The organism is Streptosporangium becharense, from assembly GCF_014204985.1.
GTDB lineage: Bacteria > Actinomycetota > Actinomycetes > Streptosporangiales > Streptosporangiaceae > Streptosporangium > Streptosporangium becharense.
This window is the reverse complement of record NZ_JACHMP010000001.1, coordinates 525,174-538,749: the sequence shown is the minus strand read 5'-3', so window position 1 is coordinate 538,749 and position 13,576 is coordinate 525,174. Positions and strand designations below refer to the sequence as shown.

The window sequence follows — 13,576 nt, the reverse complement described above, 5'->3', positions numbered from 1 at the left end:
GGGGGCCGAGTGGTCGACGTCACCCGCGGAGGAGGGGGACCCTGGTCCCCTCAGTTCTTGGAGTATGACGATGACCTTTCATGACATAGATTCCCGCACACCGGTGCTCGTAGGCGTCGGGCAGGCGTCCGAGCGGATCGGGGAGCCCGGATACCGGCGGCTCTCGCCCGTCGAGCTGGCCGCGGCGGCGGCCCGCGAGGCGATCGCCGACACCGGGGCGGACGCCGCGGCCGTCGCCGCGGCCGTCGACACCGTGGCGGGGGTGCGCCAGTTCGAGATCTCCACGCCCGTCGCCCGGGCCCCGCTGGGGAAGTCCACCAACTACCCCCGGTCCGTCGCCGCGAGGGTCGGAGCGCGTCCCCGCCGGGCGGTCCTCGAGGTGGCCGGCGGGCAGGCCCCCCAGCACCTGGTCAACGAGTTCGCCGCGACCATCGCGGCGGGTTCCGCGCAGGCGGTTCTGCTCTTCGGGTCCGAGGCGATCTCCACGGTGCGGCACTTCGCCAAGGCCGAGGACCGGCCCGACTTCGGGGAGACCGTCGAAGGCGACCTGGAGGACCGCGGCTACGGTCTGAAGGGGATGGCCTCCCGGCTGCACACCGCCCACGGCCTGACGGACGCGCCGAGCCAGTACGCGCTGTTCGACAACGCGCGCCGGGCCAGGCTGAAGCAGAGCCGGCAGGAGTACGCCGCCGGAATGGGAGCGCTGTTCGCCCCGTTCACCAAGGTCGCCGCGGCCAACCCGCACGCCGCCGCACCCGTCGAGCGCAGCGCCGGGGAACTGGTCACCCCCACCCCGGGCAACCGGGTCATCGCCGACCCCTACCTCCGTTACCTCGTCGCGCGGGAGAAGGTCAACCAGGGGGCCGCCGTCCTGCTGACGTCCGTGGCCACGGCCCGGCGTCTCGGCGTTCCCGAGGAGAGATGGGTCTTCCTGCACGGGCACGCCGACCTGCGCGAGCGCGCTCTGCTGGAGCGGGCCGACCTCAGCTCCGGCCCGGCCTCCGTCATGGCCGTGCGGCACGCCCTCGACGTGGCCGCCCTCGGCGTGGACGACCTGGACTTCATCGACCTGTACAGCTGTTTCCCGATCGCCGTGTCGAACATCTGCGACGGTCTCGGCCTGACCGGTGACGACCCGCGCGGCCTGACGGTCACCGGCGGCCTGCCGTTCTTCGGCGGGGCGGGCAACAACTACTCGATGCACGCCATCGCCGAGGTCGTGCAGCGGCTCCGGGCACGGCCCGGCGCGTACGGGCTGGTGGGTGCCAACGGCGGGACGCTGAGCAAGTACTCGGTCGGCGTCTACTCGACCACCCCCGCCGAATGGCGCCCGGACGGCAGCGCCGCGCTCCAGGCCGAGATCGACGCCTGGCCCGCCGTCGAACAGGCCGTGCACGCCGACGGCTGGGCCACGATCGAGACCTACACCGTCAAACACCGTCGTGACGGCGGCCGGACCGGCATCGTGATCGGCAGGCTGGAGGCCGACGGGCGGCGCTTCCTGGCGACGGCGGCCGACGGGGACGAGGAGATGCTCGACCTGCTCGGCGACGGCGAGCCCGTCGGCCGCCGCGTCTACGCCCGCTCCTTCGGCTTCGGCAACCGGGTGAGCGGCAGCGACACCCGGATGGACGAGCTGTTCCCGCCCCGGCCCGCCGTGCTCCGCGACGACTACGAGCACGTGCTCGTACGCCGGGACGGGCACATCCTGGAGATCACCATCAACCGCCCGGAGAGCCGCAACAGCCTGCACCCGCCGGCCAACGACGAGCTGGACGAGGTGTTCGACGCCTTCTTCGCCGACCCCGGCCTGTGGGTCGCGATCCTCACCGGCGCCGGCGACAAGGCGTTCTCCGCGGGCGACGACCTGCTGTACTCGGCCTCGGGCAGGTCCATGTGGATACCCAGGAACGGCTTCGCCGGGCTGACCGGCCGCAGGGAGATGCGCAAGCCGGTCATCGCCGCGGTCAACGGCTTCGCCATGGGCGGAGGCTTCGAGGCCGTCCTGGCCTGTCACCTGGTGGTGGCCGACGCCACCGCGCGCTTCGCGCTGAGCGAGGCGAAGGTCGGCCTGGTCGCCGGCGCGGGCGGCCTGGTCAGGCTGCCCCGGGAGATCCCGCCGAAGCTGGCCACCGAGATGATCCTCACCGGTCGCCGCCTCCACGCGGCGGAGGCCCTGGAGCACGGCCTGGTGAACCGGGTGACCGGGGCGGGGAAGGCTTTGGAGGGTGCCCGTGAGCTCGCCTGGGAGATCCTGGAGAGTTCCCCCACCTCGGTCCGGGCCTCCCTGCAGATCATGGAGGAGACGCGGGCGATCCCGGACGTGATGGACGCCGTCACCCACCCGTCCGAGGCCGTGGACGACCTCCTGGCCAGTGAGGACCTCATCGAGGGCCTCACGGCCTTCGCCGAGAAACGCCCGCCCCGGTGGCGCAACCGCTGAGGAACGCCGGTGGCGCAACCGCTGAGGAACGGACGTCGGCGCCGCGCCCGTGCAAGCACGGGCGCGGCGCCGTGTTCAGGCAGGAGCCGTCACCGCCTGGTCAGCAGGGACGACACCTTCAGCAGGTCGCTGTCGATCCACACGTCCGAGTACTCGACCGGACGCCGGTCGTCCAGGTAGGTGACCTGCTCCAGGTAGAGCACCGGCCTGCCGGGTGCCATGCCGAGCGCCGCGGCCACCTCGCCGTCGGCCGCCTGCGCGCTGAACGTGCGCCGCCCGGTCTCGATCCGCAGGCCGTACTTGCCCTCGATGGTGGCGAACAGCGTCTCCGTCGAGAAGTCCACCTCCTCGATACCGGGGCACACGTCGACGCGGACGTAGTTGACGAACAACGCCACCGGCCCCGACGCCGTGTGGCGGCGGCGCCGGAGCAGGAACAGCGGGGTGTCCTGCGGCAGATCCAGCAGCGCCGCCACCGGCCGGGGGGCGGGGACGACGCGCTGGTCGAGCACCTCGGTGGTGAACGGTATGCCCTGCTGGGCGAAGTCCTCCGACAGGGAGTGCAGCTTCTGCGCGATGGACGGTTCGATCGCGGCCGAGGTCACGAAGGTGCCCCGGCCACGGATCTGGACGAGCAGACCCTCCGCGAGGAGGGTCTGCATCGCCCGGCGTAACGTGCCGCGGCTGACGCCGAAGGCCCCGGCCAGGTCGGGTTCCGGCGGCAGGCGGTAGTGCGGCGGCCACTCACCCGTGGCGATGCGAGCCCGGACCTGCTCGGAGATCTGGGCGTGCAGGGGCACGGGGACCTCCCTGCTGAGCCCGGGGGGCTCAGTAGGCGACGGCCGGGGCGACCTGCTCTCCGCTGACAATTGACACTCCCGCGCTCGTGCCCAGCCGGTCCGCCCCGGCCTCCAGGAGGGCGACCGCCTGGGCGTAGGACTTGATACCGCCAGAGGCCTTGACCTTGACGCCGGCCGGCACCCGCTCCTTGAGGAAGCGGATGTCCTCCGGGGTCGCGACGCCGACGGCGCCGCTGCTGGCATTCTTCACATAAGCCACTCCGGCTTCCACCGAAAGCGCCACGGCCGCCTCCCGCTCGGCCGGGGTCAGCAGGGGCAGCTCCAGCATGACCTTGATCGGCACACCGGCCGCCTTCACCACGGCGGCGATGTCGTCGCGGAAGTCGTCGAACCTGCCGCTGCGCAGCCAGCCGACCTGGACGCCGATGTCGATCTGCTCGGCGCCGAGGCGGACCAGCTCGGCGGCCTCGGCGGCCTTGCCCGCGGTGGTCATCGCGCCGACGGTCGGGAAGTCGAGCGCCGAGGCGACCGTGATGCCGGTGCCCTTGAGCACGTCGACGGCGAGGGGAACCCAGGAGCCGGCGACCATCGCGGCGTCGAACCCGTAGGTCACGCACTCCTCGCAGTGGGCGATCATCTGTTCCCTGGTGAGGCCGGTCTCGATCCGGGTGTGCTGGATGTGGCGGGCCAGTTCCGCGGGGCTGTTCACGTCTTCCTTCTCTCTACTCTGCGTTCTGTCACGGGGTGGTCTGCGGTTTCACGCGCCTTGTGCCTCCACGCGGGCGCGGTAGTAGTCGGGGACGACGACGCCGTCCTTGGCGAAGAAGCGGGTGACGTCGACGCCGCTGACCAGGCCGACGTTGCCCCACGGCTCGTACGCGCCGGTGCGCACGACGGCCTTGGCCTCCCGGGCGACCGCGCCGAGCATGTCGGTGTGCGGGCGCTCCTCGAACTCGGCGTCGCCGAAGCGCTCGCGCAGCCACGCCTCCAGCGGGGCGTTGAACTCCGGCACGTCCCCGGCGCGGACGACCCGCTCCACGATGATCTCGTTCGCGATCAGGTCGATGACCGTGCGCAGGTCGGGCAGGTCGGGGGCGACGGCGAGGTCGATGCGCTCGGCGTCCCGCGGGATCGGGAAGCCCACGTCCACGACCAGCAGCAGGTCGCCGTGGCCGAGCGAGGACAGCGCACCGGCCAGCCGCGCGTTGAGGATCCCCTGTCGTTTCATCGGTCTTCCCCTCCGGCCACGCCGGTGGCGATGGCCATGATCTTCTCTTCGGTGGCCTCCTCGCGGCTGAGCACGCCCGCCAGCCGGCCCTCGCGCATGACCGCGATCCGGTCGCAGACCCGCAGCAGCTCCGGCAGGTCGGAGGAGGACATGACGATCGCGACGCCGTCGGCGGCCAGCCCGCCGAGCAGGTCGTAGATCTCCGCCTTGGCGCCCACGTCGATGCCGCGGGTGGGCTCGTCGAGCAGGAGCAGGCGGGGGTCGATGGACAGCCAGCGGGCGATGACCGCCTTCTGCTGGTTGCCGCCGGACAGCTCGCCGATGCCCTGGACGCCCGAGGCGTGCTTGACCCGCAGCCTCCGGGCCCGTTCGGCGGCGTCACCGGCCAGGCGGCGCCGCGACAGCAGGCCGAACCGGGAGGCGCGGCCCAGCTGGAGCACGCCGATGTTGTCGGCGACGCTCATCGTGGGCAGGATGCCCTGCTGACGGCGTTCGGCGGGGACGTAGGCGACGCCGGCGCGGATGGCCTCGGCCGGCGAACGGAACGTCACCGCCTTCCCCTCGATCCTCAGCGAGCCGCCGGTGAGCGGGTCGGCGCCGAACACGCCGCGCAGCAGCTCGGTGCGTCCGCTGTCGGGCAGCCCGGCCACGCCGAGCACCTCGCCGCGCCGCACCTCGGCCGACACCCCGGCGAAGCCCCTGCCGGTCAGGCCGTCCATCCGGGCCAGGACCGGCGCGGCGGGGTCGGCCCACCGCCCCCGCTCCTCCTCGGCGAGCTCCCGGCCGACCATGGCGCCCACGACCTCGTCCGGGGTGGTCTCGGTGGTGCGCCAGGAGGCGGTGATCCGGCCGTCGCGCAGCACGTGGATGCGGTCGGCCAGGGCGAACACCTCGGGGATGCGGTGCGAGACGTACAGCAGGGCGACGCCGGAGCCGCGCAGCCGGCCCAGCAGGGTGAACAGCCGCTCCGACTCGGCGGGGGTGAGCATCGCGGTCGGCTCGTCCAGGATCAGCACCCGGCACCGGCGGGCCAGCGACCGGGCGATGACGACGAGCTGCTGGGTGGCGAGGTCGAGGCGGCCGACCGGCGTGCGCGGGTCGAGGTCTAGGTCGAGCTCGGCGAGCAGTTCGGCGGTGCGCCGCTCCAGCAGGGCCCGGGAGGGGAAGGGGCCCCGGCCGGGCTCCGTGCCGAGCAGGACGTTCTCGGCGACGGTGCGCTCCCGGCAGAGCGCCAGCTCCTGGGGGACGAGCGCCACCCGGTGGCGGGTCAGCAGCTCGGCGGGCTCGAAGCGCCGCACCTGCTCCCCGTGGATGACGACCCGCCCCTGGTCGGGAGGCTGGAGCCCGGCCAGGATCTTCATCAGCGTGGACTTCCCCGCGCCGTTCTCGCCCATCACGGCGCTCAGCTCGCCCGCGTACGCGTGCAACGTCACGTCGTCCAGCGCCCGGTTCGCCCCGAAGGACTTGCCGGCGCCCTCGACCAGGACCGCCGGTTCGGCCATGTCAGCCCTCCACCGGCACGTCGTCGACGTTGTCCTCGGTGACCAGCACGGCCCCGGTGTCCACGTCCGCGATGGGCGTGCCGTCGCGCAGGTGGTCGACGAGGAGCTTGACGGACCGGTAGCCCTGGTCGACCGGGTTCTGGCTGATGGTCATGTCGACCACGCCGCCCTTGAGGTACTCCACGGTCTGCGGGAGGACGTCGAAGCCCACCGCGTGGATCTTCCCGGTGTTGCCGGAATCCTTGATCCACTTGGCTGCGGCGGTGAAGCTGCAGCAGTCCAGGGAGGCGACGGCGACGGCGTCCTTCTGCGCGGCCATCGTGCTCTCCACGGTGTTGTACGCCTTGCTGGGCTCGTTCCCGGTGTTGACCGGGCCGACGATCTCCAGGCCGGATCCCTCCAGGCCGCGCTTGAACCCGGTGAAGCGGTCGTGCGACCAGCCGGCGCCGGTGTCCACCGAGAAGACGACGACCTTGCCCTTCTTGTCGCCGACCAGCTTGACCAGCTCGGCGGCCTCGGACTCGCCGGACTTCTCCAGGTCCTGGCCGACGAAGGCCATCTGCGCGGAACCCGGGTTGTCGGTGTTGAAGGAGATGATCGGGATGCCCGCCGCCGCGGCCTGGGCGATCACCGGCTTGAGGGCGTCGCTGCTGGCCGACGAGACGGCCAGGCCGTGGACCTGCCCCTGGTTGATGAGGGTCTGCAGCTCCGACACCTGCTGGTTGGCGTCGCCGCCGGTGGGGCCGACGATCTTGGCGTCGACGCCGAGTTCGGCGGCGGCCTTCTCCACGCCCTGACGGATGGGGGAGGCGAAGGCGAGCGACGGGTCGTGGTAGCTGAGCCGGATCACCAGCTTCTTGTTCTGCTTGACGTCGTCGCTGATGCGGGAGGCGAGCTTGAACTCGCCGCCGGAGGCCGCGTCACCGCCTGCGGCGGCCGTCCCGCCGGGGGCCTCGATCGCGCCGCATCCCGCGGCCAGCAGGACGGAGGCGGTGACGGTGGCGACGGTGAGCAGGGAACGGAACTTCTTCATGGGGGGTACTCCTCTCAGGAGCGTCTCAGGAGCGCGTACGGCGGCGCAGGAGGGTGTCCACCGCGACCGCGAGGATGATGACGGCGCCGGTCGCGACCGTCTGCCAGAAGGAGGAGATGCCGCGCAGGTTCAGCACGTTCTGCAGGACACCGATGAAGGCGACGCCGATCAGCGTGCCCCACATGGTTCCCGAACCGCCGAACAGCGCGGCGCCGCCGATGATGACGGCCGAGATGACGGTCAGCTCCATGCCGGTGCCGGTGACGCCCTGCACGTAGCTGAGGAAGGACAGGCCGAGCACCCCGGCGAAGGCGGCGAGGGTGCCCGACATGACGAAGGCGAGGATCTTGACCCGGCCCGCGTCGATCCCGCACAGCCGGGCCGCCTCCTGGCTGCCGCCGACGGCGTAGGTGTGGAAGCCGTACCGGGTGCGCGACAGGATCACCCAGCCCAGGAGCACGGTGAGGATCAGGAAGATGAGCTGCATGGGGACGACGCCGAACAGCCGTCCCTGGCCGAGGAGGGTGAACTCGGCGACGCCGGGGGTGCCGGAGCTCAGGGAGATCGGGGAGCCGTCGCTGAGCAGCAGCGCCAGCCCGCGGAAGACGCTCAGGCTGCCGAGGGTCACGATGAAGGAGGGGATGCCCAGCCCCACGGTGAGCGCCCCGTTGAGGAACCCCGCCGCGGCGCCGGACAGCACTCCCGCGAGCGCGGCGACCGTCCACGGCAGCCCGTCGCTGATGAGCAGGCCGGTGACGATGGCGCCGAGCGCGTAGATCGAGCCGACGGACAGGTCGATCTCGGCGTTGATGATCACGAAGGTGACGCCGACCGCCATGATGCCGATCTGGGCGATCTGCTGGCCGACGGTGAGGAAGTTCTGCGTGGACAGGAAGCCCGGGGCCAGGGCCGCGCCGATGAGGAGCAGCACGACCAGGGCGGACAGGGTGCCGCTCTCGCGTGCGTGCAGCAGGCGCGTCCAGCCGGAGGGGCGGGACGCCGACGCCCGCGCCTGCGGGCGGGCGTCCGATTGGAGTGCGGTCATGTCAGGCTCCTGCGAGAAGTGCGTCGACGTCGGATCGGTGGGGCAGGGCGGGGATGACCTCGGCGCGGCCGACCGCGTGCGCTCCCGCGGCGGCGGCGAACCCGACGGCCTCCGCCAGGGACGCCCCCTCGGCGATCCGCACGGCCAGGGCGGCGGTGAAGGCGTCGCCCGCGCCGGTGGTGTCGACGACCTCCGGAGCGCGGACGGGTGCGACCCGGGCCCGGATCCCGGCCTCGTCGACCAGCGCGCCGTCACCGCCCAGCGTCATCACCAGCGCGCCGCCGAAGCCGCCGGCCCGCAGCGCGTCGGCCAGGCGGTCCGGGTCGGTCTCGCCCGGGGCGTCCGCGAGGATCCGCGCCTCGCTCATGTTCGGCGTGAGGTAGTCGATCCAGCCGAACGCCTCCCGCGGCAGCGGGACGGCCGGCGCGGGGTTGAGCAGGGTCGTCGTGCCCGCCTCCCGGCCGGCGCGCAGCGCCGCGAGGGCCGTGGCCAGGGGGATCTCCAGGCTCACCACCAGCAGGTCGGCCGCGGCGATCTCGCCGGCGAAACGCTCGACGTCGCTCTCGCCGAGCTCGTCCAGGGCACCGGGGGCGACGAGAATCCGGTTCTCGCCCCCCGGCTCGACCATGATGAAACCGATCATGGTCGCACCGGTCCCGGTGCGCACGTGAGCGTGACCCACGTTCTCGGCCGCCCACAGCTGCCTGGCCTGGTCGCCGAAGGCATCGGGGCCGACGATCGTCAGGAGGTCGACATGGCCGCCGAGGCGGGCCGCGGCGATCGCCTGGTTGGATCCCTTGCCTCCGGGGCCGAGGCTGAACACGCCACCGAGCACCGTCTCCCCGGCCTCGGGGATCCGGGAGGCCGACATGGTCATGCCGACCCCGTAACTTCCCACGACTGCGATCCTCATCCGCCACCTCTTGTATATGGACATATATGAACATGAGGTTGGGGAGAAGTTAAGCCCTCGTCCCGTTCGTGTGTCAAGGGGGTAAAACGCGCATTTCCTAGCGTTCGACGGTGACACCGGGTGAAGACACGCGACCGCTCCGGCACCGGGCGGCGGGAACGCCGCGTCCCACAGGGACGCGGCGACCCGGCGCGGATGCCGGCGTGGCCGTCGGAGAGGTCGCTACCGGTCGGTGCCGGTCGGTGCCGATGGGGACGTCGGAGATGTCGGAGACGGCGGCGGAGGACACCGCCTCCGGAACGGGGGAGAGCGTGATCGAGCTGTTCCAACTGCCCAAGGCGGAGCTGCACCTGCACATCGAGGGCACCCTCGAACCGGGGCTGGCCTTCGAACTCGCGCACCGCAACCGGGTCACCCTGCCGTTCGGCTCGGTCGAGGACCTCGCCTCCCGGTACCGGTTCGAGAACCTGCGGGGGTTCCTCGACCTCTACTACACGACCATGGCCGTCCTGCGCACCGAGGACGACTTCGCCGACCTCGCCCGCGCCTACCTCGGCCGGGCGAAGGCCCAGGGTGTCCGGCACGCCGAGGTGTTCTTCGACCTCCAGGCGCACCTGCGCCGCGGCGTGCCCGCGGAAGCGGTCGTCGACGGCCTGTCGGCCGCCTTGGCCGAGGCCGAACACGACGCGGGGATCACCGGCGGGCTCATTCTGTGCTTCCTGCGGGACCTGCCGGTGGCCGACGCCGACGCGGCCCTGACCGCCGCCATGCCCCGCGTCGACCGTCTCCTCGGCGTCGGCCTGGACTCGGCGGAGCTCGGACACCCACCGGGGCCGTTCGCTCCGGTGTTCCGGCGCGCGCGTGAGGCCGGACTGCGCGCGGTCGCGCACGCGGGGGAGGAGGCGCCGGCCGCCTACATCCAGGAGGCGCTCGACACCCTGGGCGTCGAACGCGTCGACCACGGCATCCGCGCCGTCGACGACCCCCGCCTGATCGAGCGCCTCGTCACCGGCCGCGTCCCGCTGACCGTCTGCCCGCTGTCGAACGTCCGGCTCAAGACGGTCGGAAGCCTCCGGGAGCACCCGCTCCCGGAGCTGATGGACCTGGGGGTCGTCGTGACCGTCAACTCCGACGACCCCGCCTACTTCGGCGGTTACGTCGCGGACAACTTCCTGGCGCTCTCCCGGGAGGCGGGGCTGACCCTCCGGGCGGCCGAACGCCTGGCCCGCAACTCCATCGCGGCGTCGTTCGTCACCCCCGGGCGGGCGGCGTCGTTAATCGCCGAAGTGGACCGCTGGGCACACGCCGTCCGCGACCGCCCGCCGGGCCGGCCCGCCGCCGGACCGCCGTACTGATCCCGCCGGCGGGCCCGGTACGGGGTCGCTGCCCGGCCCGCCGCGTCCGGCGGACCCGGCTGATCATCGCGGGATCGTGTCCGCGCCGCCGACGCCGGCGCCCGCGGCCGGCGGTGTGGAGGAGGCGGAACCGGCCGAGTAGGCGTACGGCGGCGGCGGAACGCTGCCGTCGGCGCGCAGCCAGTCGCTCATGGTGCTGCCGCTGCTGTTCGCCCGCCGGATCGTCGCCCTGTCGTAGAAGTTGCTGCCCGTCCAGGTCAGCTTCGTGTCGCCGAAGTCCTCCGTGATCGTCTTGGCGCTCTTCACGTGGTTGCTCTCGGCGTAGACCTCGCCCCCCTTACCCAGGCCGATGAAGTAGTCGTCGACCTCCACGTAGTTGGCGAACACGTGGGCGTACCCGAACCGCACCCGCGGATGGCGGGTGTTGGACCCGTCGAACCAGTTGTGGTGGTAGGTGACGCGCAGGTAGCCCGTGTCCTGCGCGCCGTTGCCGTCGCTGTGCCCCAGCAGCATCGACTTGTCCGTGCCGACATACCGGTTGTGGGAGACGGTCACCAGGTCCGACCCGCGCTTGACGTCCACCGAGCCGTCGGCCGACGGGTGGAAGGTGTTGTGGTCGATCCACACGTGATGGGAGTAGCACTGCACGTTGATCGAGTCGTCGGCGGAACCGGTGAACGTCAGGTTCCGGATGATCACATTCTGGACGTGGGTGAACCCGTCCTTCTCGGCGGGGTCGCAGAGGTCACCGCCCCACGCGACCTCGTCGGGGCCCCAGCCGTTGACGTCGAATCCGAACCCGTTGATCGTCGCGTTCGACCCGACGCCGATGATGGTCTTGTTCGACCCGACGTCCAGCATCTTCGCGCCGTTGCCGTTGATCGTGCCCGACACCCGGACGATCCGGGGTGTGTCGTCGGCGACGGCCGCCGCCAGCTGCGCGTAGTCGCCGACGGTCACCGTCTGGCCGCCGGCGCCGCCGTTCGTGCCGGTGCGGCCGTGCCCACTCAGGGTGGCGAAGCCCACCAGTCCGGCGGCGCTGCCCTGGGAGCCGGTCGGTGTCACTGTCGGTGTCACCGTGGGTGTGACGGTGGGACCCGCCGTCGGGGAGACGGTCGGGGACGCGGTCGGGGTCGGGGATCCGGCAGGGACCAGCCGCCACTGCTTGCTCGCCGCCGAGTCGCAGGAGTTCTGCTGGACCGGTGCGCCGGCGGCCGTCGAGCCGTCCCTGGTGTTGAGGCACTTGCCGCTGCCCGCGTTGACCACCCGGTGGTTCGAGCCGGAGGCGGCCGGCTGCCAGGTCTGGGAGGCGGCGCCGGTGCAGCTCTCCTGCCGTACGGCCTTGCCCGCGGAGGCGCTCGCCCCCTCGACACCCGCGCACTTGCCGCTGTGCGCCGCCTTAAGCTGGAACCCGCCGCCGACGGCGGTCAGGTGCCAGGTCCGCGCGGCGGAACCGTCGCAGCCGGACTGGGTGAGCTGTACGCCGTCGGAGCCGCCGGCGCCGGGCACGGTCAGGCACAGGCCGCTGCCCGCGTTGACGAGCGTGTAGGCGCCGGGGGCCGGATCGGCCGCGGCGGCGGAGGCGCCGATCGCCCATCCGGAGGCGGTGAGGACGCCGGCGACGGCGATCGCGGCGGCTCTCCTGCCGAATCTGTTCTGCACAGTCGAGCTCCTTGCTGGTCCGGCAGGCCCGCGTGGACCTGCCTCCCGGATTCCCCCCAGCGAGTGCACGCCGCTCACACAGGTGAACGCACCCGTTCCAACGGATGGAATCACCATAGGAAAGCGCTTTCCTAGTGTCAACGAGCCGTGAAACTTTCAGCTTCGTACCGGGGTGGGCCGTCGTCCGAAAACGCGGACAAGCGCCACCGGAGCACTCCGGAGGGCGAGCCGATGACGGGGCGTCGGCGAGCAGTGACTCAACCGTTTGACGACCGCCGGCGCGGCGGAGGCGTCCGGCCGGCGCCCGTACCGAATGCCGCCGGCGCCGGTGCCGCCGAGGACCTCACGCCCGTGCCGGCGCTCCCGTGCTGCCCCGCGGGGTGAGCTGCGGCGCGGCGTCCTCGAAACCCGCGACGCGCTCGCCGGCGATCAGGGACATGAGCGCGCGGGCGGCGTGGCCGCCGTAGGCGGGGATGTCACGGCTCAGCGCGGTGAGCGGGGGCCTCACCACCTGGGAGAGGGGCGAGTCGTCCCAGGCGACGACGGACAGGTCGCCGGGGACGTCGAGCCGTAGTTCCTGGGCGACGGACAGCCCGGCCACGGCCATGATGTCGTTGTCGTAGACGACCGCGGACGGACGGCCCGGCGCGCTGAGCAGGCGGCGGGTGGCGCGGGCGCCCTGCTCGCCGGTGTAGTCGGTGTGCACGATGACGTGGCCGTCCAGGCCCAGCTCCTCGCACACCTCGGTGAACGCGCGGTCGCGCAGGACCGTGTGGACGAGCCTCGGCAGTCCGGCGACGCGGGCGAGGCGGCGGTGACCGAGCGCGGCGAGGTAGCGCACGGTCTCGCGCACGGCCGCGCCGTCGTCGGACCAGACCGGGGTGAGCGAGCCCGCCTCCGACGGGTGGCCGATCACGACGGCCGGCATGCGCAACGCCTGTGTCACCGCCACCCGGGGATCGGACAGGTGCAGATCGACCAGGATCGCCCCGTCGATGCGACCCTCGCCCCACCAGCGCCGGTAGAGGTCCATCTCCTCGGTGTGGTCCCTGACGACCTGGAACATCAGGGCGTACGACTGGGCGGACAGCTCGTCCTGGATACCACTGATCAGCTCCATGAAGAACGGCTCCACGCCGAGTATGCGCGCGGGCCGGCACAGGGCCAGGCCGATGGAGCGCGCGCGGGCGCCGTTCAGCGCGCGGGCGGCGCTGTTCGGGCGCCAGCCGATCTCCTCGGCGATGGCCATGATCGTCGCCCGGGTCGTCTCCGACACCCCGGGCTGGCCGTTCAGCGCGTAGGAGACCGCGACCTTCGACACGCCGGCGCGCCGGGCGATGTCCGCAATCGTCGGTCGCTTCACGAAGCCCCCTGGCTGAACCGGTTATTCGACGTGTTTCCCGCCGCGTACCTTACTACGCCCGATATGCCGGCCGCTGCCGGGGATCCGGGCCGCATGTCCGAGCAAACGGCGGGACTTCGGGTGGAGGGCGGGCGTATACGGGGAGAGCCGGGGCGGGTCAAGGAACGGTCACATCGTTAACACACCGTTGACATCGTTGTCATCCGCCTTCTAGATTCAGGCGCACTTACCC

At 72.1% G+C, this 13,576-nt stretch carries 11 protein-coding genes; 2 read left to right on the top strand and 9 right to left on the bottom strand.

Going from position 1 to position 13,576, the window contains the following annotated elements; all coding sequences use genetic code 11:
* Positions 1 to 70: 70 nt before the first annotated feature.
* Positions 71 to 2,443: an acetyl-CoA acetyltransferase gene (locus tag F4562_RS02380; RefSeq protein WP_184540589.1), complete on the top strand. Its 2,373-nt coding sequence runs from the start codon at positions 71 to 73 to the stop codon at positions 2,441 to 2,443.
* 89 nt (positions 2,444 to 2,532) lie between these two features.
* Here the strand turns inward: F4562_RS02380 and F4562_RS02375 are convergent, their stop codons facing one another.
* Genes F4562_RS02375 through F4562_RS02345 form a run of 7 tightly spaced genes read right to left on the bottom strand, consistent with a single transcriptional unit; the run spans position 2,533 to position 8,964 of the window.
* Positions 2,533 to 3,243, bottom strand: coding sequence for a GntR family transcriptional regulator (locus F4562_RS02375; protein ID WP_184540588.1), 711 nt, complete (start codon positions 3,241 to 3,243; stop codon positions 2,533 to 2,535).
* A gap of 28 nt (positions 3,244 to 3,271) precedes the next feature.
* On the bottom strand, positions 3,272 to 3,952 hold the full coding sequence (gene deoC, locus F4562_RS02370) for a deoxyribose-phosphate aldolase (RefSeq protein ID WP_184540587.1): 681 nt from the start codon (positions 3,950 to 3,952) through the stop codon (positions 3,272 to 3,274).
* A 48-nt stretch (positions 3,953 to 4,000) separates the two neighbouring features.
* The gene (gene rbsD, locus F4562_RS02365) at positions 4,001 to 4,471 is read right to left on the bottom strand and encodes a D-ribose pyranase (RefSeq protein WP_184540586.1); all 471 of its coding nucleotides are present in this window, start codon (positions 4,469 to 4,471) and stop codon (positions 4,001 to 4,003) included.
* Positions 4,468 to 5,973 carry a sugar ABC transporter ATP-binding protein gene (locus tag F4562_RS02360; RefSeq protein WP_184540585.1) on the bottom strand — a complete coding sequence of 502 codons (1,506 nt, stop codon included), beginning with the start codon at positions 5,971 to 5,973 and terminating at the stop codon, positions 4,468 to 4,470. Before F4562_RS02360 ends, rbsD begins: the two co-directional genes overlap by 4 nt.
* A gap of 1 nt (position 5,974) precedes the next feature.
* Positions 5,975 to 7,006, bottom strand: a complete 1,032-nt coding sequence (locus F4562_RS02355) for a sugar ABC transporter substrate-binding protein (RefSeq protein ID WP_184540584.1) — start codon at positions 7,004 to 7,006, stop codon at positions 5,975 to 5,977.
* A gap of 25 nt (positions 7,007 to 7,031) precedes the next feature.
* Positions 7,032 to 8,051, bottom strand: a complete 1,020-nt coding sequence (locus tag F4562_RS02350) for an ABC transporter permease (protein ID WP_184540583.1) — start codon at positions 8,049 to 8,051, stop codon at positions 7,032 to 7,034.
* Between the two features lies 1 nt (position 8,052).
* Positions 8,053 to 8,964, bottom strand: a complete 912-nt coding sequence (locus F4562_RS02345; protein WP_184540582.1) for a ribokinase — start codon at positions 8,962 to 8,964, stop codon at positions 8,053 to 8,055.
* Positions 8,965 to 9,227: 263 nt separating this feature from the next.
* On the opposite strand from F4562_RS02345, the gene F4562_RS02340 reads away from it, so the two are divergent.
* A complete protein-coding gene (locus tag F4562_RS02340) occupies positions 9,228 to 10,319 on the top strand; it encodes an adenosine deaminase (protein WP_184540581.1) in 1,092 nt (363 codons plus the stop codon).
* 63 nt (positions 10,320 to 10,382) lie between these two features.
* Here F4562_RS02340 and F4562_RS02335 read toward each other — a convergent pair whose 3' ends face one another.
* Positions 10,383 to 11,981 carry an RICIN domain-containing protein gene (locus F4562_RS02335; RefSeq protein WP_311733918.1) on the bottom strand — a complete coding sequence of 533 codons (1,599 nt, stop codon included), beginning with the start codon at positions 11,979 to 11,981 and terminating at the stop codon, positions 10,383 to 10,385.
* A gap of 343 nt (positions 11,982 to 12,324) precedes the next feature.
* Entirely contained in the window at positions 12,325 to 13,344 is a 1,020-nt protein-coding gene (locus tag F4562_RS02330; RefSeq protein WP_184540579.1) for a LacI family DNA-binding transcriptional regulator, read from the bottom strand.
* Between the last annotated feature and the right edge of the window lie 232 nt (positions 13,345 to 13,576).